19 protein-coding genes are annotated in these 20,783 nt (G+C 53.5%); 5 read left to right on the top strand and 14 right to left on the bottom strand.

Annotation, left to right across the window (positions count from 1 at the left end):
* The 3 genes from HFD94_RS05725 to araD all read right to left on the bottom strand — a co-directional run bounded on the left by HFD94_RS05725 (position 1) and on the right by araD (position 2,912).
* Entirely contained in the window at positions 1–867 is an 867-nt protein-coding gene (locus HFD94_RS05725; protein ID WP_003853843.1) for a crotonase/enoyl-CoA hydratase family protein, read from the bottom strand.
* Between the two features lie 144 nt (positions 868–1,011).
* Positions 1,012–1,995 (bottom strand): 2-keto-3-deoxygluconate transporter, encoded by a 984-nt coding sequence (gene kdgT, locus HFD94_RS05720; protein WP_167432871.1) that lies wholly within the window; start codon positions 1,993–1,995, stop codon positions 1,012–1,014.
* A 218-nt stretch (positions 1,996–2,213) separates the two neighbouring features.
* Positions 2,214–2,912, bottom strand: coding sequence for an L-ribulose-5-phosphate 4-epimerase (gene araD, locus HFD94_RS05715; RefSeq protein ID WP_010244508.1), 699 nt, complete (start codon positions 2,910–2,912; stop codon positions 2,214–2,216).
* A gap of 347 nt (positions 2,913–3,259) precedes the next feature.
* Between araD and osmB the strand changes: the two genes are divergently transcribed.
* Positions 3,260–3,475 carry an osmotically-inducible lipoprotein OsmB gene (gene osmB, locus HFD94_RS05710; RefSeq protein WP_003853848.1) on the top strand — a complete coding sequence of 72 codons (216 nt, stop codon included), beginning with the start codon at positions 3,260–3,262 and terminating at the stop codon, positions 3,473–3,475.
* Between the two features lie 77 nt (positions 3,476–3,552).
* On the opposite strand, the gene yciH is transcribed toward osmB, so the two are convergent.
* From yciH to pgpB, 5 genes are all read right to left on the bottom strand, one after another.
* Positions 3,553–3,876: a stress response translation initiation inhibitor YciH gene (gene yciH, locus HFD94_RS05705; protein WP_045140309.1), complete on the bottom strand. Its 324-nt coding sequence runs from the start codon at positions 3,874–3,876 to the stop codon at positions 3,553–3,555.
* On the bottom strand, positions 3,876–4,595 hold the full coding sequence (gene pyrF, locus HFD94_RS05700) for an orotidine-5'-phosphate decarboxylase (RefSeq protein WP_022625580.1): 720 nt from the start codon (positions 4,593–4,595) through the stop codon (positions 3,876–3,878). Before pyrF ends, yciH begins: the two co-directional genes overlap by 1 nt.
* A 198-nt stretch (positions 4,596–4,793) precedes the next feature.
* On the bottom strand, positions 4,794–5,963 hold the full coding sequence (lapB, locus tag HFD94_RS05695; RefSeq protein ID WP_045140308.1) for a lipopolysaccharide assembly protein LapB: 1,170 nt from the start codon (positions 5,961–5,963) through the stop codon (positions 4,794–4,796).
* Between the two features lie 6 nt (positions 5,964–5,969).
* Positions 5,970–6,278 carry a LapA family protein gene (locus HFD94_RS05690; RefSeq protein WP_010244487.1) on the bottom strand — a complete coding sequence of 103 codons (309 nt, stop codon included), beginning with the start codon at positions 6,276–6,278 and terminating at the stop codon, positions 5,970–5,972.
* A gap of 134 nt (positions 6,279–6,412) precedes the next feature.
* Complete coding sequence (gene pgpB, locus HFD94_RS05685) at positions 6,413–7,171, bottom strand: phosphatidylglycerophosphatase B (protein ID WP_010244484.1); 759 nt, start codon at positions 7,169–7,171, stop codon at positions 6,413–6,415.
* Between the two features lie 227 nt (positions 7,172–7,398).
* On the opposite strand from pgpB, the gene ribA reads away from it, so the two are divergent.
* Positions 7,399–7,992, top strand: coding sequence for a GTP cyclohydrolase II (ribA, locus tag HFD94_RS05680; RefSeq protein ID WP_010244482.1), 594 nt, complete (start codon positions 7,399–7,401; stop codon positions 7,990–7,992).
* Between the two features lie 342 nt (positions 7,993–8,334).
* On the opposite strand, the gene acnA is transcribed toward ribA, so the two are convergent.
* The 4 genes from acnA to topA all read right to left on the bottom strand — a co-directional run bounded on the left by acnA (position 8,335) and on the right by topA (position 16,056).
* A complete protein-coding gene (gene acnA / locus HFD94_RS05675; protein ID WP_167432870.1) occupies positions 8,335–11,016 on the bottom strand; it encodes an aconitate hydratase AcnA in 2,682 nt (893 codons plus the stop codon).
* Positions 11,017–11,617: 601 nt separating this feature from the next.
* Positions 11,618–11,776: a YmiA family putative membrane protein gene (locus HFD94_RS05670; RefSeq protein WP_071778593.1), complete on the bottom strand. Its 159-nt coding sequence runs from the start codon at positions 11,774–11,776 to the stop codon at positions 11,618–11,620.
* Positions 11,777–12,272: 496 nt separating this feature from the next.
* Positions 12,273–13,247: an HTH-type transcriptional regulator CysB gene (gene cysB / locus HFD94_RS05665; RefSeq protein ID WP_003853865.1), complete on the bottom strand. Its 975-nt coding sequence runs from the start codon at positions 13,245–13,247 to the stop codon at positions 12,273–12,275.
* A gap of 184 nt (positions 13,248–13,431) precedes the next feature.
* Positions 13,432–16,056, bottom strand: a complete 2,625-nt coding sequence (topA, locus tag HFD94_RS05660; protein WP_167432869.1) for a type I DNA topoisomerase — start codon at positions 16,054–16,056, stop codon at positions 13,432–13,434.
* A gap of 371 nt (positions 16,057–16,427) precedes the next feature.
* On the opposite strand from topA, the gene HFD94_RS05655 reads away from it, so the two are divergent.
* The gene (locus HFD94_RS05655; RefSeq protein WP_033757844.1) at positions 16,428–16,676 is read left to right on the top strand and encodes a YciN family protein; all 249 of its coding nucleotides are present in this window, start codon (positions 16,428–16,430) and stop codon (positions 16,674–16,676) included.
* A 31-nt stretch (positions 16,677–16,707) separates the two neighbouring features.
* On the opposite strand, the gene sohB is transcribed toward HFD94_RS05655, so the two are convergent.
* The gene (gene sohB, locus HFD94_RS05650; RefSeq protein ID WP_010244469.1) at positions 16,708–17,754 is read right to left on the bottom strand and encodes a protease SohB; all 1,047 of its coding nucleotides are present in this window, start codon (positions 17,752–17,754) and stop codon (positions 16,708–16,710) included.
* A 173-nt stretch (positions 17,755–17,927) separates the two neighbouring features.
* On the opposite strand from sohB, the gene HFD94_RS05645 reads away from it, so the two are divergent.
* Positions 17,928–18,689 (top strand): YciK family oxidoreductase, encoded by a 762-nt coding sequence (locus tag HFD94_RS05645; RefSeq protein WP_167432868.1) that lies wholly within the window; start codon positions 17,928–17,930, stop codon positions 18,687–18,689.
* Complete coding sequence (gene cobO, locus HFD94_RS05640; RefSeq protein WP_010244463.1) at positions 18,689–19,279, top strand: cob(I)yrinic acid a,c-diamide adenosyltransferase; 591 nt, start codon at positions 18,689–18,691, stop codon at positions 19,277–19,279. Before HFD94_RS05645 ends, cobO begins: the two co-directional genes overlap by 1 nt.
* Positions 19,280–19,333: 54 nt before the next feature.
* Here the strand turns inward: cobO and rluB are convergent, their stop codons facing one another.
* A complete protein-coding gene (gene rluB / locus HFD94_RS05635; RefSeq protein ID WP_010670251.1) occupies positions 19,334–20,224 on the bottom strand; it encodes a 23S rRNA pseudouridine(2605) synthase RluB in 891 nt (296 codons plus the stop codon).
* Positions 20,225–20,783 lie beyond the last annotated feature (559 nt).

The raw sequence follows: 20,783 nt of genomic DNA, 5'->3' as shown, positions 1-20,783 counted from the left end.
TTAACCCGCTTTACGCAGTGATGCGCTGTGGCGGTTTTGTAACTGAACCAGGCGTTCCATGTAAGCAATGTCTTTAGGTTCGATGGTAAAGGCGTAATCGACCCAATCTTCGGTAATATCCATCAGCTCAGCGCGTGACAATTGCAGCACGCGCTGACGCGCTTTCAGCATAGCCCGCACGCCATTGAGTTTAGGACGTAACGTATCGATAAAGGTGCGGGTGGCGCGGTAACTGTCGCCAGGCTGGAAGACTTTATCCACCAGTCCGCGCGTTTCATACCACTCTGCGCTGTGGGACTCCCCTTCACAAATTAACTCCTCTGCCAGTTTCATGCCGGAACGACGCGCGACCAGTGAGTAGCCGCCCATGCCGGGAAAGAGGTTAAAAGCAATTTCCGGAAAGCCCATCCGCGCGTTGTTCTGCGCCAGAATGAAGTGATGCGCCAGCGCCGCTTCGAATCCGCCGCCTAAGGCACTGCCCTCAATCATCGCCAGCGTCACCGCGCCGGTATCAAACCCCCGTGCTGCCGAATGGATGCAGTCAACGCAGGCACGGGCATAGGCCCGCAGCGCCTCACGGCGGTTATTGCGAATGCACTCGACAAAGAAGCGCAGATCGCCACCGGCGTTAAACATCTGTGGCACCAGAGAGCCGGTAACCCAGAAGTCGATCGGCAGACCGGAACGCTGAGCGGCGTAGCTCAGATTCATGATCTCCTCAATCAGTTCATGGTTGAAGCTCGGACGGGGCTGTGCACGCAACATCATCCACATAGTACGACGCCCTTCTTCGTAATAGGCGACTAACTGCGTGGTGTTGCCGACTTCGGTAAATAATCTGCACGTTGCTTGGTTAATAACTGTCATTGTCTCATCCTCTGTTTATATTTGATGCGTTAAATACGCCACATCAGCGTAATGCAGAGTGAGGCCAGACCAAATGAGAGATTGATTTACAACACAAAATCCAGAGTGATCCCCGACTCGCGCGTCGGGGATTGATTAGGCGGGTTACTTAATAGCGGCACGCTGCTCCACGGCAACATGAAGACGCTTAACACGTTTTGAATAGATGGCCGTGATGATCGGCACCAGCACGGAGGTCACAATCACGGACGTTGCCACCAGCGCCGTGGCAGCAGGGGCAATCGGTTTAAACTGCGGCAGCATCTCGGCAATCAGCACCGGTGTCGCCACCGCTGCGCCTGCCGTACTGGATGCAGCTATGCCAGCCGTGCCATCCCCGCCCCCAATCAGCCGATCGGTCAGAATGAGTGGGATACCGGTAATAACGATCACCGACACGCCCAGCATGATGCCCAGCAGTCCGGTTTCCGCAATGACACCCAGGTTAATGGTGTTACCCAGAGCAAAGGCGAAGAAAGGAATCAGCGTATGGACCGCTTTTCCGAAGAAGTCGCGCAGCTCCGGATCAAGATTCCCTAATGCAAATCCCACAATAAACGGCAGGACCGCCCCCACAAACACGTGCGGCTCGAATGAGGCGATGCCGGCGGTGCCCAGGATAACCATGGTCATTAATGGCCCGGACTCCAGAGACATCAGCACAAACGCACCGGCCTCCTCTTTGGAACCATATTGCTGCATGATCGAGGCATAAAGGCCGCCATTGGTCATATCCATGGCAGCCACCAGCGCCAGCGTCGATAACCCGGCAAACATCCCCACTTCTACGCCATTCTCCGGCATCACCCGAGAGGCGATGGCAGCCACAACCCAGGCGACGGCAATCTTGGTAAGCACCAGCGTGCCCGATTTACGCAGTACCGTCACGGTGGCGCTGAGTTTAATCGACGCGCCCATACAGAAAAACCAGACGGCCAGAATGGGTACCGTGCCGGTCATCAGGCCGTTGGTGAAAGAACCGAAATATTTCCCGGCGCCTGGAGAAAACGTATGACAGAGTGCGCCGATAAAGAGCGGAATGAGCATCATACCGCCCGGAATTTTGTCTATAGCACGTTTGATATGCATATGGATGTCACCTTTGCTATGCCAGAGGATGGAGCAGGAAGTGCCCGAAGGCGATGCAAGCAAAGTAGTGACTTGAGGTAATCAAAACAGTGATCGCCTCGATAAAATGAAACGCTGTTTTATTTTTAATGACCTGTTGTTTTGATAAATATGATGGAGATCGCCATACCAGTCTCAGATGAGACTAAAAAAAACGGGACGCCGTGGCGTCCCGCTCGCTATTTTTGCCCGTACCAGGCGTTCTCGCCATGCTTTCGCAGGTAGTGCAGGTCAAGCAGTGTCTGGTTAATCGGCGGCAGATTAGCGGTCAGCTGCTGGCTGAACAGGCCCATATACGCCACCTCCTCCAGCACAACCGCGCTGTGCACCGCAGCATGAGCGTCTTTCCCCCAGGCAAACGGGCCATGAGAGTTGACCAGTACCGCCGGGATCGCCGAAGGAGACAACCCACGTTGCGCAAAAGTCTCGATAATTACCTCACCAGTGTTCCACTCGTAGTCGTGCTGAATCTCTTCATTGCGCATCGACCGGGTACAGGGGATCTCACCATAGAAGTCATCGGCGTGGGTGGTTCCCCAGGCAGGAATCGGTCGTCCTGCCTGGGCCCAGATGGTCGCATGCCGCGAATGGGTATGGACAATGCCACCCACCTCCGGCCAGGCGAGGTAAAGCGCGCGGTGCGTCGCCGTGTCCGAGGAGGGGCGTTTATCCCCTTCCACCACGTCGCCACTCGCCAGATCGACCACGACCATGTCGTCGCGCTTCATCACTTCATAGCGCACGCCGGAAGGTTTAATCACCAGCAAACCCTGTTCGCGATCAACAGCGCTGACATTGCCCCAGGTGAAGGTCACCAGGTTGTATTTGGGTAGATCCAGATTCGCTTCCAGAACCTGTTGTTTCAGGTGTTCCAGCATCTATTTTCTCCTGCTGACAATCGTCCCTGAATTTTGCGGAGTCAGACGCGAAAGAGTTATGGAGCAAATGGCTATAAACGCAGAAGGAATGGCTGTGAATGCAAAAATGTGTCGTGATTTCAGAATTTTCTATCTTCGGAATTTAACCAGAACGCTTAGAATCCTCTCAGGCAATGCGTGGCCCTGTCGGGTTTACATTGCGACTCTCCCGCTACAAACGGTTTGTCCATGGTGATCACATTTCCATGCCGACACGGATGCGGCAATGATGCGACACAAGCGGGCTGAGGAAATATCGGAGCTATACTAAGAGTGTTGCCTCTGTGAGCACATCAAAGGAGAAGTGTATGACAACAACAATGAAACGAATCACTGCCGTTGTACTGGCGACTACGTTAGCTGTTGCACTGAGCGGCTGTTCTAACTGGTCTAAACGTGACCGCAACACCGCTATTGGCGCGGGCGCGGGTGCGATTGGGGGTTCAGTATTGACCAATGGTAGCGCACTCGGCACAGTCGGTGGCGCCGCTGTCGGTGGTATTATCGGTCATCAGGTCCACTAAAGACCTTATTAAAAGAATAATCGGCTACGCTAAGCATCTACACAACAATCGGGCTACTTCGGTAGCCCGATTTTTTTTCAGCCACCCGCCAGTTTGACCTTCATGCCTTTGGCTTCCAGCAGGCTTTTCAGTAAATCGCGCTTATCCCCCTGAATCTCGATAACGCCCTTTTTCACCGAACCCCCGCAGCCGCACTTCTTTTTGAGTTCGGCCGCCAGCAGCGTCAATGCCGCGTCGTCCAGGTCGATACCGGTAATCAGGCAGACGCCTTTTCCCTTGCGGCCACTGGTCTGGCGCTGGATGCGCACAACACCATCCCCTTTTGGCCGCTCCTTCGCTGGCTCCGGCTGGGTAATGCGTCCGCTGTCGGTTGAGTAAACCAGTGGATTATCCTTCGCCATTATTGTGTCTCCAGACTGTGCAGGATCGCCTGCAGGGTAGCGGCAGGATCGGCGGATTGGGTGATCGGACGCCCGATAACCATATAGTCCACGCCCGCCTGCTTCGCCTGCTCAGGTGTCATGATGCGACGCTGATCGCCTGCATCACTGCCTGCCGGGCGAATCCCCGGCGTGACCAGCGCAAACTCCTGACCTAAAACCTGTTTGAAGCGGACAGCCTCATGGGCGGAACAGACCACACCATCCAGCCCGCACGACAGTGTCAGCTTCGCCAGTCGCTCTGCCTGTTCGGCAGGCGAAAGCGTAATGCCCAGCCCTTTGAGATCCTCTGCATCCATACTGGTCAGTACAGTCACCGCAATGAGCAGGGGCGCTTCTTTACCAAAGGGAAGCAGCGCTTCACGCGCCGCGTTCATCATCCGTGCCCCGCCACTGGCATGGACGTTGACCATCCAGACCCCGAGATCGGCAGCGGCCGCCACGGCATGAGCGGTGGTGTTGGGAATATCGTGGAATTTAAGATCGAGGAAGATTTCAAAGCCGCGCTGCTGCAGAGTGTTAACCAGCGAGGGGCCAAATAGCGTAAACATCTCTTTGCCTACTTTAAGGCGGCAACTGCGGGGATCGATCTGGTCGACGAAACGCAGTGCGCTGTCGAGGTCATGATAATCCAGCGCTACCAGAATCGGCGAAGCGGTCACGTTGTGGGGTGAAGGCATGGCATTTCCTCTGCAACAGGCGCCCGCAGGCGCAATAGACAAACGGCAAGCATTCTACCTGCGGTGTCTGACCATCACAATCGCCATTGCCCTCCTGCCTGGCAAATTATGCACTGTCGCTGAGGTCTGTAAGCTAACCTGCTCTCTAGTATGTTGTAACTACAATGGGCTATTAACAGTGCAGCTGTAACGGCCGGTTTACTGGCCGTCGAGGCCGCGGATAGGCTTAACCGAAGACCAGGTGCGGCAGGATGGGCAATGCCAGTAGAGTGCGTGGGCGGTAAAGCCGCACTTCTGGCAGCGATAGCGCGGCTTGGTGCGGATCTGTTCGCCGACCATGTCACGCAACACCATCAGGCTCTCTTTCGCCCGGCCATCTTCCGCTTCATGCAGATTTAAATCCATCAGGCGGTGGAACACACGCATGGTAGGATGACGTTGCAGCTGACGGCTGATGTAATTCTGGGCCGCTTCGGGCCCTTGCTGCTGCTCAAGGATGTCAGACAGATAGAGCTCCGCAGCCGCGCCGGTGTTCTCTTCAACACAGCGATGAAGAAACTCTGACCAGGCGTCGGGCTGATTGAGCTGCTGGAAACAGGTCTCCAGCATCCCCAGCGTTTCACTCACCAGCTCTTTATCCTGGTCCAGCACCCGCTGCAGATGGCCCACCGCTTTAGCGTAATCGCCTTTTTCCATCAGGATACGGCCCATCATGATCGAGATACGTGCGCTGTTGCGATCGGCCGACTCCCCTTTCTTCAGCAGGCTCATAGCACGATCGAGATCGTCGCTGCTCATCGCCTGCAGAGCCAGCTCGCAGTAGAAATGGGCTATTTCGCCTTTCTGCTTCTCTTTGCCAAGCTTAACCAGCCGTTCCGCAACCTCAATCGCCTGCTGCCAGTCGCTGGTTGCCTGGTGGATCAGCAGCAGCTGCTGCAGCGCACCCACCCGAAAGTCAGTTTCATCGGTGAGCTGCTTAAACATGTCTTCCGCGCGGTCATATAAGCCCGCCGCCATATAGTCGCGGCCCAGTTGCTGTACGGCGAGCAGTCGCTGCTCATAGTTCAGGGAGGCGCTTTCCATTAAAGCCTGATGGATGCGGATAGCGCGGTCGACTTCCCCGCGCGAACGGAACAGATTGCCCAGCGTCAGGTGTGCTTCAACCGTGCCGCTGTCCTCTTTCAGCATCTCAAGGAAGAGGTCGACCGCTTTGTCCTGCTGATTGGAGAGCAGGAAGTTTACGCCAGCGACATATTCACGTGACAGTCGGTTGGCTTCCTGTTGCTTATCCTGATGCGCGCTGCGACGGCCCATATACCAGCCATACGCTGCCGCCACCGGCAGTAACAGAAACAGCAATTCATGCATCAGGGATTATTCCCGGCCAGCCGGAGAAGATGGCGTGGTCGCCAGGGCAGTACTCTGCTCGATTTGGGTCTGCATACGCTTAATTTTCCGGTTGGCATTCGCCAGGGAGACGCGGGTCCGTAACCAGAACAGACCGCAGATGATCCAGCCAAGCACGAAACCTGCGCCAAACAGGGATGCCAGTAAGGTCGAGATGCTGAACTCACCCTGCGCCAGCAGATAGTTAAAAGTAATGACCTGATCGTTATGCGCACCCAGGGTGACGGAAATAATGAAAATGACCAGTACCACTAAAAAAATCAGCAAATATTTCACAGTGCATCCTGTTGTGAGGTTGTCGGGTAGAATTATGCCAAAACTCCAGCAAAAATGCTGCTCCCAGCAGCATCGGGCGGGTCGCTTTTACGCAAGCCCGTCTAATAATATGGGGTCTTACGGGTGAATTACAATCAGGGCTCCCGCTGCGCCACCTCTTTTTGCTCTTCCGGCGGCAGCGTCAGCGGGCCACAGAATCGCTGCGCCAGCCAGGTGGCAATGGTGACCAGTAGCCAGGAGAGTATGGTTGCCATCGCCAGATCCCGTGGCCAGTGCATGCCCAGCAGCAGACGACTCGCCATTACGCCGGTGGCCCACAGAAAGATCACCACCACGGTTTTATAGTGCCGACGCGGCCAGAGCAGACCCAATGCCAGCAGCGCCCAGCTGGCGGCAAACATAGTATGTCCCGACGGGAACGCGAAACCGGTTTCAAACGCCCAGTGCCGTTTCAGCCAGCCTGGGATCTGCGTCTCATCGGCAATCAGTGAGGTTACCATCTCGCCACGCTGTTTGCGCTTCATCTCGTAGAAGGTCTTTTCATCCAGCCCGTGATGCTGTTCCAGCCAGATCACATAGGGACGCGGCTCCTGAATCTGCTCTTTGATATAGGATTTGGTGTATTGCCCGGCCAGAATGGTGGCGTTCATGATCAGCAACAGCAGGATGGCTGGCTTCAGCCGAAAGCGCAGGCACCAGAGCATCCAGGCACTCAGCACGACGCTGGTAACAATGCCCCAGGGGTTGGTGACGGTCTCGGTCATCCAGAAGAGACCTTTCAGCAGCGCATTGCTTTCGCCTGGTTGCCAGCGCCAGCCGCTCAGCCAGACCGCAACCGGCATGATCAGCAGCAGCAGCATTCCAAAGGTGGTACGACGTGAAATCTTAAACATCCTCTTCCCTTATCCCGGCGTCAAAAGAGATCAATTGCATAACTTTAGCTTAAAAAAGAATAACATAACCGTTGCCGATTGGATAATTGTGCTTTATCACTGCAATTGGTATCAGAGATTACCAGCCCGCTTGCGGGTTGTGGCACAATATTGCACGTTTGTCGGGCCACACTGGCCTGTGCACTATCATGATGATAGTGCATCCTCTGAAGGTTCTGGAGAGTCACATGCAGCTTAAACGGGTGGCAGAAGCCAAACTGCCCACGCCATGGGGAGATTTCCTGATGGTTGGTTTTGAAGAACTGGCAACCGGGCATGACCACGTTGCACTGGTTTTTGGCGATATTAATGATAACGAGCCGGTACTGGCGCGCGTTCACTCTGAATGCCTGACCGGCGATGCACTCTTCAGCCTGCGTTGCGACTGTGGTTTTCAGCTGGAAGCCGCCCTCAATGCCATCGCAGAAGAAGGTCGCGGCGCACTGCTCTATCACCGTCAGGAAGGCCGTAACATCGGTCTGCTGAATAAGATCCGCGCCTATGCGTTGCAGGACAAAGGGTATGACACGGTAGAAGCGAATCATCAGCTGGGCTTTGCCGCCGATGAGCGCGACTTCACGCTGTGCGCCGATATGTTCAAACTGCTGGGCGTCAATGAAGTGCGTCTGCTGACCAATAACCCGCGTAAAGTGGAGATCCTCAGCGAAGCCGGGATCAACATTGTTGAACGCGTGCCGCTGGTCGTGGGACGTAATCCTAAGAATGCGCACTATCTGGATACGAAAGCGGAAAAGATGGGGCATCTGCTGCCGAAGTCATAAATAAGCTGGGATTCACTGGCATCTGACCATTTAAGAAGCCCAATCTGAGAGAATCCTCAAGCAACGGATTAGCTCAACGCGCAGGGGGCACGGTCAGAAGAAGAAAGCGTCCCGCCGCCCGGATAAAAACGCCGGGAGCGTTTTTGAACAACGCAAAGCGTTGGCCCGGTACGGGCGCACCTCAGGGATGAGGTGCGTAATTGCGCGGGCCGGGCATGTCATGGATCACGGCTTTTGCGTCTTTCCGATCTGACCGTGCTCCCTGTGCAGCCACGGTCTCACAGCTTCTTATTACAGACGTTGTAAGCTACATAAAAAAAGCCGGGTTTCCCCGGCTTTTTTTCAGTCCAGCATATTGCGGATAACGTAGTGCAGGATGCCGTCATTGCGGTAATAGGTAAGCTCATTACCGGTATCAATGCGACAGCGAGTGTCCAGCTCTTCCTTACTGCCGTCAGCACGGGTCAGCGTCACTTTAACGCTGCAGCCAGGCGTCAGTGCCTGAAGGTTTTCCACGTCAATGCGCTCATCACCGGTCAGCCCCAGACTTTTGCGGGTCACACCCTGCGGAAACTCCAGTGGCAGGATGCCCATCCCAATCAGGTTTGAGCGGTGAATACGCTCAAAAGATTCCGCAATTACTACCCTGACCCCCTGCAGACGTGGTCCTTTCGCCGCCCAGTCGCGACTTGAACCAGAGCCATACTCAAGACCCGCGATGACCGCCAGCGGCACGCCTTCCGCCTGATATTTCATTGCCGCATCATAGATGGCCAGCTGTTCGCCACTTGGGTAGTGTCGGGTATAACCGCCCTCCACGCCGGGTACCATCTCATTGCGGATACGGATGTTGGCGAACGTACCGCGCATCATCACTTCATGGTTACCGCGACGCGAACCATAGGAGTTAAAGTCTGTACGCTCCACGCCGTGTGACAGCAGATACCGTCCGGCCGGACTTTCCGCTTTGATGCTGCCCGCCGGTGAGATATGGTCAGTGGTGACCGAGTCGCCCAGCATGGCGAGCACTCGCGCACCGCGAATATCCTGCACCGGCTTAGGCTCTTTCTCCATATCGTCAAAGAAAGGCGACAGACGAATATAAGTCGATCCCTCATCCCAGTCGTAAGTCGCGGCTTCACTCACCTTAATCTCCTGCCACTCTGGCGTACCGTCGAAGACTTCAGCGTACTCTTTGTGGAACATGTCGCTGGTGACCTGCTGCACGGCCGTAGCGATCTCTTCCGGTGAAGGCCAGATATCTTTCAGGTAGACCGGCTGGCCCTGACGATCGTGGCCCAGCGGCTCGGTCTGCAGGTTGATCTTCATGTTACCCGCCAGCGCATAGGCCACCACCAGCGGCGGCGACGCCAGCCAGTTGGTTTTAATCAGCGGATGAATACGGCCTTCAAAGTTGCGGTTGCCGGACAGCACAGCACCCACCGTAAGGTCGCCTGCTTTGATCGCAGACTCGATCTCATCTTTCAGCGGGCCGGAGTTACCGATACAGGTGGTGCAGCCATAACCAACCAGATTAAAGCCCAGCTCGTCGAGATAAGAGGTCAGTTGCGCGACGGCCAGGTAGTCTGAAACCACTTTAGAACCGGGTGCCAGCGAGGCTTTGACCCACGGCTGACGTTTCAGCCCCCGCTCGACCGCTTTCTTCGCCAGTAAACCGGCCGCCATTAAGACGCTGGGGTTGGAGGTGTTAGTACAGGAGGTAATCGCACTGATCACCACCGCTCCATCGGTCAGCTTATGCGTCAGCCCGGTATCACTGTCGGTATACTCAACGATTTTATGGGGTTTCTGCGCCTGATTCACTTCCAGCTCATTGCTGGCATCAAACGCGGCGGGCACATCGCCCAGCGACACCCGATCCTGCGGACGTTTTGGTCCTGCGAGACTCGATTCCACCTCATTCATATCCAGCGCAAGAGTGCTGGTAAAACGCGGCTCATCGCCAGGGTTGCGCCACAGACCCTGCGCTTTGGCATAGGCTTCCACTAACGCTACCTGTTCGGCATCGCGTCCGGTCAGGGTCATGTAGCTCAGCGTGACGTCATCAACCGGGAAGAATCCGCAGGTTGCGCCATATTCCGGTGCCATGTTGGCGATGGTCGCGCGGTCTGCCAGCGGCAGATCGGCCAGGCCATCACCGTAAAATTCAACGAATTTACCGACAACGCCGTGCTTACGCAGCATCTGGGTAACGGTCAACACGAGGTCGGTTGCCGTAATGCCCGCCCGCAGTTTGCCGGTGAGTTTGAAACCCACCACATCCGGGATAAGCATTGAGACAGGCTGACCGAGCATGGCGGCTTCGGCTTCGATTCCCCCTACTCCCCATCCCAGCACGCCAAGCGCGTTGATCATGGTGGTGTGAGAGTCCGTACCGACCAGGGTATCGGGCCAGGCGTACTCTTCACCATTCACGGTTTCATGCCAGATCGCCTTGCCGAGATATTCCAGGTTCACCTGATGGCAAATACCGGTGCCCGGCGGCACCACGCGGAATTTATCAAACGCCTTCTGGCCCCAGCGGAGAAAGACGTAGCGCTCATGGTTTCGCTCCATCTCCAGCCGGACGTTCTCTTCAAAGGCGTCATCATTGCCAAAATGGTCGACAGTCACCGAGTGGTCGATAACCAGATCAACCGGTGACAGCGGATTGACTTTCGCCACATCGCCGCCTAGCCGATTCACTGCTTCTCGCATCGCAGCAAGGTCGACTACCGCAGGCACGCCAGTAAAGTCCTGCATTAATACACGGGCTGGCCGGTAGGCAATTTCACGATCGGCGTGGGCATCTTTTTGCCAGTCAACCAGCGCCTGGATGTCCTCCGTCGTAACAGAGTCACCATCCTGATAGCGCAGTAAATTTTCCAGCAGGACCTTGAGGGATTTTGGCAGGCGATCGATATTGCCAAGGTGTTGAGCAGCATGGGGAAGACTGAAGATGTGATATTTTTTGGTGTCGACCTGCAGTACTTCCTGACTCTGCTCGCGTAGGGTAGACGACATAGCTCCTCCTTTCATTCATGGTCTTTAAACCTCAGAGAGACAAAGGTTTATGTTAAAGATAGACCACAATTTCGTTAACGTTTTGATTACAACACAAATTGCTACAATCGATCGCAAACGAAAATGCCCCGTGAAGTCACAAGGCATCATGAAAAGGTGATTTTAATTCAAATTACAGGGTTATCCACACCGCCGCAGACCAGAACGCAAAGGAGAATGCATACGCGCTGAGCCAGGACATTTTAATAATATTCATTTGGTTCACTCCTTCGCCGGAATCGGGCGTAAAAGTTTTTGCGGTCACCTTATAGAAAGAGGCGACACCCTTTGGTCGAACAGGATGTGGTAAGGGCATTTATAGGCCCACCGGAAATTCCGGTTTTAAAAGAACAGTGACGAAGAAATGGTCTGACAACGTTATTTGTTTTTAGGGTCCAGAAACGACTCAATAAAAAGTCTCTGGTTATCACTCAAATCCCATGAATCGGGGATAGACACTTTTTCGTCCTTTGCAAGGGGTTCTTTTCCTTTACAGGAGACCGTCTTGTGCTGACCCGAGGTCAGGGAACGTTTATGGCTGAGTGTATTTGCCCACATGGCTTTAGCCCCAGATACGCCAAATCATTAACGCGACAACTACCCAAAACAGCGCAGAGGCAGCGAATACGGTTAACCAGGCTTTGCGACGAGTGTTGCCGGTACGCTCAACCTTGGTGCTTTTTGCCGGGAAACCCGGTTGTACAGTCAGTCGTGTATTCATAGTTTTTGATAATCACTCTCAACAAAATGATTGATAACATCGATTAAGATTTAGGAGGAATCCTAAACGCGTTAAGGCCAAAAATCCAGTTATTTTTATTGAGTACAACGATTAACGGTATTAATCAATGAGCTCAGGTAACGTAAGAAATCATTAATACCGGAACTAATATTTAATTAAAAAACCCGCTAAAAAATTTGAGTTAATTTAAAAACAGATCCACTCAAAACTATAGATAACACTTAAGAACCTTATGTTTACTGGCTTCCCACGTTAGCTCTTAACTGGAGTATGGGAATATTCCTGGCAAGCCGCAAAGTGACATAGTTAAAAATGTGTTGTAATTCGCATTTAAGAAAGCCCGATGAGGAAACATGTGATCAATGTTTCATTTACAAAAAAATCATAAAAACTTTTGAGTCTCATTTGGCGCTAAAGCCAGGAGACAAAAAAGGCTGCACCAGGCAGCCTTATGTTTACGCGGGGAGGTTAAATTCTATTTAAACGGCAGTTTGATATCTTTAAACATCGCTTCAATGTCTTCATTGGAGCGCAACGCAACCGCAGTATCTACCACATCGCGCGTCAGGTGCGGCGCAAAACGTTGGATAAAATCATACATATAGCTGCGCAGGAAGGTGCTGCGGCGGAATCCAATCTTAGTGGTGCTGTTGGTAAAGATATCGGCGGCTTCAATGCGAATCAGGTCAGGATCGGCCACCGGATCTACTGCCATGCTGGCGATAACGCCAACCCCCAGACCTAAGCGGACATAAGTTTTGATTACGTCGGCGTCGGTCGCGGTAAAGACGATGCGTGGCGTTAAACCTGCACGATTGAAAGCCGTATCCAGTTCTGAACGCCCGGTAAAGCCAAAGGTGTAGGTCACAAGGGGATATTCGGCCAGCTCCTCAATGGTGACCTGCCCTTTTCCTGCCAGCGGATGATCGGCAGTCACCACAATCGCCCGATTCCAGTGGTAGCACGGCAGCATGATTAAATCGTCATAGAGATGCAGGGCTTCGGTGGCGATGGCAAAATCTGCATTACCTTTGGAGACGGCTTCGGCGATCTGAGTTGGAGAACCCTGATGCATGTGCAAAGAGACGCGAGGATAGCGCTCAATAAATCCTTTGATCACACCAGGCAGCGCGTAGCGAGCCTGGGTGTGCGTGGTTGCGACATAGAGCGAGCCTTTATCAGGCCAGGTGTGTTCACCGGCTACCGATTTAATCGCATCCACTTTGGAGAGAACTTCTCGCGCTATACGGATGATCTCTTCCCCTGCAGGCGTGACCTGGGTGAGATGTTTACCGCTGCGGGCAAAGATTTGCACGCCCAGTTCATCTTCCAGCATACGCACCTGTTTACTGATGCCGGGTTGAGAGGTGTAGAGACCTTCCGCCGTCGAAGAGACGTTGAGATTGTGATTGACCACTTCAACGATATAGCGCAACTGCTGTAATTTCATATCTATTCCATCCCGGTAAGTTACAGAGTCGCATCCCCGGTTGACGTATAGTCGCGAGGGTAAAGAGATGCTATGCATCAGGAAAGGTCGGAAATGCTATAACAACTATATCAGTTTAAGTGAGAGAGTAGAACGGATTGATATAAGGCTCAGAAAAAGGCCAGCGAGCGCTGGCCTTCAGGGATTACTTTTTCGCTTCCTGCCATTTGCCATCTATATAGAAGGCCGACCAGCCGGTTGCCTTGCCCTCTTTTTCGGAGGAGACATACTGCTGTTTGGTCTTGCGGCTGAACCGCACCAGCGTTTTGTTGCCTTCCGGATCGGCTGCTGGCGCATCGGCCAGATATTTCAGCTTCTCAGGCAGACGATCTTTGAAGCGCTGAAGCTCTTCCACCAGCGGCGCACGCGTCTCGCGTGATTTCGGGAAGGTGTTGGCCGCGAGGAAGACGCCCGCCGCACCGTCACGCAACACGAAGTAAGCATCTGACTTCTCACACGCCAGCTCTGGCAGCGGAACCGGATCCTCTTTCGGCGGAGCAACTTCACCACTACGCAGGATCTTGCGGGTGTTTTTGCACTCTTCATTGGTACACGCCATGTACTTACCAAAGCGTCCCATCTTCAGGTGCATCTCCGAACCACACTTCTCGCACTCAACCACCGGGCCGTCATAGCCTTTGATGCGGAATTCGCCCTTCTCAATCTCGTAACCATCACACTCCGGGTTATTACCACAGACATGTAATTTACGTTCGTTATCGATCAGGTAGCTGTCCATGGCCGTACCACACTTCTGGCAGCGACGACGGGCACGCAGGGCGTTGGTTTCAGCATCATCCCCTTCCAGAATATTGAGAACTTCATTTTCCGGGATCAGGTTGATGGTCTGTTTGCAGCGCTCTTTAGGCGGCAGCGCATAGCCGGAACAGCCCAGGAAGACGCCGGTACTGGCAGTTCGAATCCCCATCGGACGGCTACAGGTCGGACAGTCAATCGAGGTCAGCACCATCTGATTCGGCTGCATTCCGCCCTCTTCAGGATCTTTCTCAGCCAGTTCAAGCTGCTGGGTAAAATCGGTGAAGAAGTGGTCGAGTACCGCTTTCCACTGCGCCTGGTTATTGGCAACCTGATCAAGGTTGCTCTCCATGCGGGCGGTGAAATCATAATTCATCAGTTCGCGGAAGTTCTCTTCCAGACGATCGGTGACGATTTCACCCATTTTTTCCGCATAAAAACGGCGGTTTTCAACCCGTACGTAGCCACGATCCTGAATCGTCGAGGTAATGGCGGCGTAGGTGGATGGACGACCAATTCCGCGCTTCTCCAGCTCGCGCACCAGTGACGCTTCGCTGAAGCGCGCCGGTGGCTTGGTGAAGTGCTGACCGGGCAGCAGTTGCTGCAGGTCCAGAACATCACCCACGCTTACCGCAGGCAGCGTACGATCTTCATCATTCTTACGCAGCGCAGGCATCACTTTGGTCCAGCCGTCGAAACGCAGAATACGGCCTTTCGCTTTGAGCCGGAAATCACCGGCGGCGGCAGTAATGGTGCTGGAGTCATATTTTGCTGGTGTCATCTGACAGGCAACAAACTGACGCCAGATCAGCTGATAGAGTTTCTGCGCATCCGCTTCCATATCTTTCAGCTTTTCCGCCACCACTTCCACATCAGAAGGACGAATCGCTTCGTGCGCTTCCTGGGAGTTCTCTTTGCTGGCGTAAGTTATGGCGTTTTCAGGCAGATACTTTTTACCGAAATTGCTTTCGATATAGCCACGCGCCATGGCGACCGCATCCTGACTCAGGTTGGTCGAATCGGTACGCATATAAGTAATGTGGCCCGCTTCATACAGCCGCTGGGCCATCATCATGGTCTTCTTAACGCCAAAGCCGAGACGGGTGCTGGCAGCCTGCTGCAGTGTCGAGGTGATATAAGGCGCGCCCGGCTTGCTGCTGGTCGGCTTATCTTCACGATCCACGATCTCATAGCGCGCTTTTTCCAGCAGCGCGACGGCGGCATACGTCTCGTCGCGGTTGACCGGACGGAAGGCTTTATCGCCTTTGTGCGTCACGTCCATCGACAGCTCATCGCCTTTCGGCGTGGTCAGCGCGGCATTAACTTCCCAGTACTCTTCGGGAACAAAAGCTTTAATCTCACGTTCACGTTCCACCACGAGGCGAACGGCAACGGATTGCACACGTCCGGCAGAGAGACCACGAGCGATCTTTTTCCACAGCAGTGGCGAGACCATGTAGCCCACCACGCGGTCCATAAAGCGACGCGCCTGCTGAGCATTAACCCGATCAATATTCAGTTCGCCCGGCTTTTCAAACGCCTGACGAATCGCATTCTTGGTTATTTCGTTAAACACGACGCGGCTGAAGCGCGAGTCATCACCACCAATCACTTCCCGCAGGTGCCAGGCAATGGCTTCCCCTTCGCGGTCAAGGTCGGTTGCGAGATAGATGTGGTCGGCATTGGCGGCTAACGCCTTCAGTTCGGCGACCACTTTCTCTTTGCCGGGCAGAATCTGATAGTCCGCTTCCCAGCCGTGATAGGGGTCAACACCCATGCGGCTGACGAGTGCGGCCTTCTCATCTTTTTTAACTTTTTTGACTTTCTTGTCATTCGAAGCGTCTTTGACTTTCTTATCTGTCGAGGCGTCAGCACTTTTCTTCGCGGTTGAACCACTGGTCGGCAGATCCCGGATATGACCCACGCTGGATTTAACCACGTAATCACTACCCAGGTATTTATTGATTGTTTTAGCCTTTGCCGGGGACTCAACAATAACGAGTGCTTTACCCATATTTACCTTTACCTAATGAAAACATCCTGCTTAACGGGAGAGGATTGGATGCCCAAAAACCCAATGGGTTCAATATTGCTGCGCCTGTTTAACATTTCAAGGCGGAGGGGTCAATCTCAGATCAGATGATGTGGCGTTATGCAACTGCATGATAAAGAGTGCTTTTTCTATCTGAACTCATCGCACATCCTGGTGCAAAATCCCTGAAATCGGAATCGCCCACACTCTACCTGATAAAATCTGTTACGCAACTTAATTAGCACTCAGCCCGGACTTACGCCAGGTTTTCATCGATTACACCGATTTGTCACAGCGTGTGACTCGCCAGTAATATAGAAAGGATTGGAGTACTGTCAAACAGGAGTCAATAAATGCAGAGTTCAACTCAGGCTATTTCCCGCCAGGCGTTGCTGGAAAAGGCCAATGCGCTGATCAAAGAACATGATGATTATTTAGCGGGAATGCAGGCGGATGAGGTGATTCAGCAGGGAGAAGTGCTGGTATTTCGCGGACCGTTTTTTCTCGATGCCGATGGAGTGCCGACGGCTAAAACCACGGCGGTGTTTAACGTGTTCAAACACCTTGCCGTGGTGCTGTCGCCGCTCTACCACCTGGAATGAAAAAACCCGGCGCAGGCCGGGTTTCGCATCATCAGAGCAGGGGCTTTTCGCCGCGCTGCCAGAGTTTCAGCAGCAGGCGCTCTGCCACCGAGCCGGCGCTCTGCGTAAAGCGATCCATCACCTTACGGCGGCGGGCATAATGCACGCCGAGCACGCTGAACTTATCCATCTGACGGATGATCAGATCATCGCTGGTGCCGATTTCGTCAACCAGGCCGAGGTCCAGCGCCTGGCGGCCATACCAGTGTTCACCGGTTGCCACCTGATCGATGTCGAGTGACGGGCGCATCTGGTGGACAAACTGCTTGAACAGCAGGTGCGTTTCGTCGAGATCTTCCTGGAATTTCTCACGTCCCTCTTCGGTGTTTTCACCAAACAGCGTCAGCGTGCGCTTGTACTGTCCGGCGGTATGCAGCTCAATATCAATATCGTTCCGTTTCAGCAGGCGGTTGAAATTGGGGATCTGCGCGACCACGCCGATGGAGCCAATAATCGAGAAAGGTGCTGCCACAATACGATCGGCTACGCAGGCCATCATGTAACCGCCGCTGGCCGCCACTTTATCCACGGCCGCCGTGATACGCAGACCCTGATCGCGCAGACGCTGCAGCTGCGAGGCTGCCAGGCCATAGCCATGAACCACGCCGCCAGGGCTTTCAAGACGCAGCAGCACTTCATCGCCAGGCTGCTTGACGGCCAGCACGGCTGAAATCTCTTCGCGCAGTGAAGTCACCTCATGGGCGTCCATGCTGCCTTTGAAATCGAGTACATAGAGCGTGGGCTTCGCACTGTCTGTCTGCCCCTGCTTCGCCGCCTGCTTTTCCGCTTTGGCTTTCAGCTTTTCACTTTTCTTATGATTTTTCAGCCAGACTTTTTGTGCCTGAGGCTTCATTTTTGCCAGCTGCAAATCCTCTTTCATCTGTTGATAGTCATCATCCAGATGAGTCAGTCGAAGCTGACCGTTTTGTGCCCGTTTGCGTAATGCGGCATTCATCACAATCATGACAATCACAGCGACGGCAACCACCAGTGTCACCACTTTCGCTAAAAACAGTCCATACGTTGAAATAAAATCCATAGGTCGCCTTAGTAAACTGAGAATCAAAAACAGTTCGCCAGTTTAGCCGTTTTGCCCCGGTTCGTCGCCTGAAATGCCAGCAGCTGGCACAGAATGCGTGGGTTGGCGATTGCGCCCATTCGTAAATTCAGGCATAAAGCGGAATCATGCTGTTTTCGCTGGAGGACCCCGCTGTGCATTATCAACCGAAAAGCGACCTGCTCAATCATCGCATTATCCTGGTCACTGGCGCTTCAGATGGCATTGGCCGGGAAGCGGCGCTGACTTATGCCCGCTATGGCGCAGAAGTGATCCTGATGGGCCGTAACCCTGAGAAGCTTCAGCAGGTCGAACAGGCGATCAATCAACTTAATCTCTGCCCTGCTCACACTGTGGTGTTCGATCTGGCCGAAGCGACACCGGAACGTTGCCAGCAGGTGGCAGAACAGCTGGCACAGCAGTTCCCGCGTCTCGACGGCGTGCTGCATAACGCCGGTATCCTCGGTGAGATTGTGCCGCTGGCTGAACTTGACCCACAGGTCTGGCAGCAGGTGATGAACATCAACCTGGACGCCACCTTCTTCCTGACGCAGGCGCTGTTGCCGCTGCTGTTAAAATCGGATGCCGGTTCACTGGTGTTTACCACCTCCAGCGTGGGCCGCACCGGTCGCGCGGGCTGGGGGGCTTACGCCGTCTCTAAATTTGCTACCGAAGGCATGATGCAGGTACTGGCTGATGAGTATAAAACGCAGTCGCTGCGGGTGAACTGTATTAATCCGGGCGGAACGCGAACAAAAATGCGTGCCAGCGCGTTCCCGCAGGAAGATGCCAATAAGCTGAAAACCCCTGCCGATTTGATGCCGCTCTACCTTTATCTGATGGGTGATGACAGCCGTCGTAAAACCGGGATCAGCTTTGATGCCCAGCCAGGCAGAAAACCGGGAGCCGCTGAATAATGGCTGACGATCGTCATCAACAGCGTCAGCAGCGGTTAAAAGAACAGGTAGATGCGCGTATTGCTGCAGCCACGGAGGTTCGTGGCATCCTGATGGTCTTTACCGGCAATGGCAAAGGCAAAACGACTGCGGCCTTTGGCACCGCACTCCGCGCCACCGGTCATGGCAAACGCGTGGCGGCTATCCAGTTCATTAAAGGTGACTGGCCGAATGGCGAGCGAAACCTGCTGGAACAGCACGGTGTTGAATTTCAGGTGATGGCAACCGGCTTTACCTGGGATACGCAGAACCGCGAAACGGATACCGCCGCCTGTCTGGCGGTGTGGCAGCATGCAAAACGGATGCTGGCCGATGAGCAGCTGGATCTGGTGGTGCTCGACGAAATCACCTATATGGTCAGCATGGATTATCTGCCACTGGAAGAGCTGATAGTGGCCCTGCAACAGCGCCCGGCGCATCAGAGCGTCATCATTACCGGACGTGGCTGTCATCGCAGCCTGACTGAGATGGCGGATACGGTGACTGAGATGCGGCCGGTTAAGCACGCTTTTGATGCCGGGATACAGGCTCAGCAGGGAATTGACTGGTAACAGAAAAAGAAAACGCAGCCCTGGGGCTGCGTTTTTAGCGATCGGGCAACGTGATTAACCGGAGTTACGTTTGCTGCCCGGATTGCGGCGTGGTGCACGTGGGGTGCTGCTCACTTTACTGTGACGTTTCACGGCACGACGAATCTGGTTCGCTTTGGTGCGACGACGATCTTTTTCGACCACCAGTTTGGTAACCGTTTCATCATCCATCTCCACCAGGTTACGCAGGTAGTTAACCGCAGGCAGATCCAGTTCGGTCCAGCCACCGCGTGGCAGGCCTTTTGGTAAGGTGATATCGCCGTAGCGAACACGCATCAGACGACTGACCTGCACGCCGACCGCTTCCCATAAACGACGCACTTCACGGTTACGTCCTTCGGTCAGAGTCACGTTGTACCACTGGTTGATCCCTTCTCCACCGCCAAATTTCAGGGTTTTAAAGGCAGCCGGGCCATCTTCCAGCTGAACGCCCTTGCTCAGCTGACGAATTTTATCATCGTCGACCTGACCAAAGACGCGCACCGCATATTCACGTTCCACTTCACGGCTCGGATGCATCAGGCGGTTCGCCAGTTCACCGTCAGTGGTGAAGAGCATCAGACCACAGGTGTTCACATCCAGACGGCCAACGGCAATCCAGCGTGAACCGCGCAGACGAGGCAGACGGTCAAATACCGTTGGGCGCCCTTCAGGATCGCTGCGGGTACAGAGTTCACCTTCTGGTTTGTAGTAAGCCAGCACGCGGCAAACTTCGGTTGCTGATTCAGCAATCGAGACCAGATGGCCATCAATACGGATTTTCAGAGATTTGCTGCTTTCAACGCGGTCGCCCAGGGTGGCGATCTTGCCGTCGACGCTGACACGGCCAGCGGCAATCATTGATTCGATTTCACGACGCGAGCCATGACCGGCACGCGCTAAGACTTTCTGTAACTTTTCGCTCATTGAGCTTCCTCTTTGTCGCCTTCCCAGGCGTCACGGTAGGGTGATAATTCTTTCTTAATCAACAGGTTAACCTATTAATTCGGCCCCATTATACAGGCATTTACCCCTGAAGTAACGCGCTTTATGAGTGGGTCTGAAGCGAATTAAGAAGGGTCAGCCTCTGATAGTTTTAGATCTGATAATATCTGACGCTGATTTAAATAATCCCCGTGCATCTGACAGGAATAAGATTAATAAAATGCATGTATTAAAAACTTTATAGCTGATGACAATTAAATTTTCTAACCACTTTAGTTTCATCAACGTAATGTTCTGGTGATAAAAACCTTAACACCATCTTACACTTTCGCTGGTTTTCCCTTGCTTTTATTCTTCTTAAAAAAACATTAAAGTCAGCACAAACAACTGTTTTAATGACTTAATCCATTATAACCGCTCGGTAAATACAAAAAGGCCAGATTTTTCTTAACGCAGATTTATTTAAGGCCTTATTTTCAAGGACATTTGATTCTTATTAGCTTTAATAAATTGTACGACACTATTAAGCTGATATACTTTA

It is taken from the genome of Pantoea sp. EKM20T (assembly GCF_011800485.1).
GTDB lineage: Bacteria > Pseudomonadota > Gammaproteobacteria > Enterobacterales > Enterobacteriaceae > Pantoea > Pantoea agglomerans.
The sequence above is the reverse complement of the archived record's forward strand: the minus strand, read 5'-3'. Positions and strand labels throughout refer to the sequence as shown.

What these genes read in the sequence shown, in the direction of transcription:
- HFD94_RS05725 (WP_003853843.1), bottom strand. Translation starts at nt 867, where the DNA reads ATGACAGTTATTAACCAAGCAACGTGCAGATTATTTACCGAAGTCGGC.
- kdgT (WP_167432871.1), bottom strand. Translation starts at nt 1,995, where the DNA reads ATGCATATCAAACGTGCTATAGACAAAATTCCGGGCGGTATGATGCTC.
- araD (WP_010244508.1), bottom strand. Translation starts at nt 2,912, where the DNA reads ATGCTGGAACACCTGAAACAACAGGTTCTGGAAGCGAATCTGGATCTA.
- osmB (WP_003853848.1), top strand. Translation starts at nt 3,260, where the DNA reads ATGACAACAACAATGAAACGAATCACTGCCGTTGTACTGGCGACTACG.
- yciH (WP_045140309.1), bottom strand. Translation starts at nt 3,876, where the DNA reads ATGGCGAAGGATAATCCACTGGTTTACTCAACCGACAGCGGACGCATT.
- pyrF (WP_022625580.1), bottom strand. Translation starts at nt 4,595, where the DNA reads ATGCCTTCACCCCACAACGTGACCGCTTCGCCGATTCTGGTAGCGCTG.
- lapB (WP_045140308.1), bottom strand. Translation starts at nt 5,963, where the DNA reads ATGCATGAATTGCTGTTTCTGTTACTGCCGGTGGCGGCAGCGTATGGC.
- pgpB (WP_010244484.1), bottom strand. Translation starts at nt 7,171, where the DNA reads ATGTTTAAGATTTCACGTCGTACCACCTTTGGAATGCTGCTGCTGCTG.
- ribA (WP_010244482.1), top strand. Translation starts at nt 7,399, where the DNA reads ATGCAGCTTAAACGGGTGGCAGAAGCCAAACTGCCCACGCCATGGGGA.
- acnA (WP_167432870.1), bottom strand. Translation starts at nt 11,016, where the DNA reads ATGTCGTCTACCCTACGCGAGCAGAGTCAGGAAGTACTGCAGGTCGAC.
- HFD94_RS05670 (WP_071778593.1), bottom strand. Translation starts at nt 11,776, where the DNA reads ATGAATACACGACTGACTGTACAACCGGGTTTCCCGGCAAAAAGCACC.
- cysB (WP_003853865.1), bottom strand. Translation starts at nt 13,247, where the DNA reads ATGAAATTACAGCAGTTGCGCTATATCGTTGAAGTGGTCAATCACAAT.
- topA (WP_167432869.1), bottom strand. Translation starts at nt 16,056, where the DNA reads ATGGGTAAAGCACTCGTTATTGTTGAGTCCCCGGCAAAGGCTAAAACA.
- HFD94_RS05655 (WP_033757844.1), top strand. Translation starts at nt 16,428, where the DNA reads ATGCAGAGTTCAACTCAGGCTATTTCCCGCCAGGCGTTGCTGGAAAAG.
- sohB (WP_010244469.1), bottom strand. Translation starts at nt 17,754, where the DNA reads ATGGATTTTATTTCAACGTATGGACTGTTTTTAGCGAAAGTGGTGACA.
- cobO (WP_010244463.1), top strand. Translation starts at nt 18,689, where the DNA reads ATGGCTGACGATCGTCATCAACAGCGTCAGCAGCGGTTAAAAGAACAG.
- rluB (WP_010670251.1), bottom strand. Translation starts at nt 20,224, where the DNA reads ATGAGCGAAAAGTTACAGAAAGTCTTAGCGCGTGCCGGTCATGGCTCG.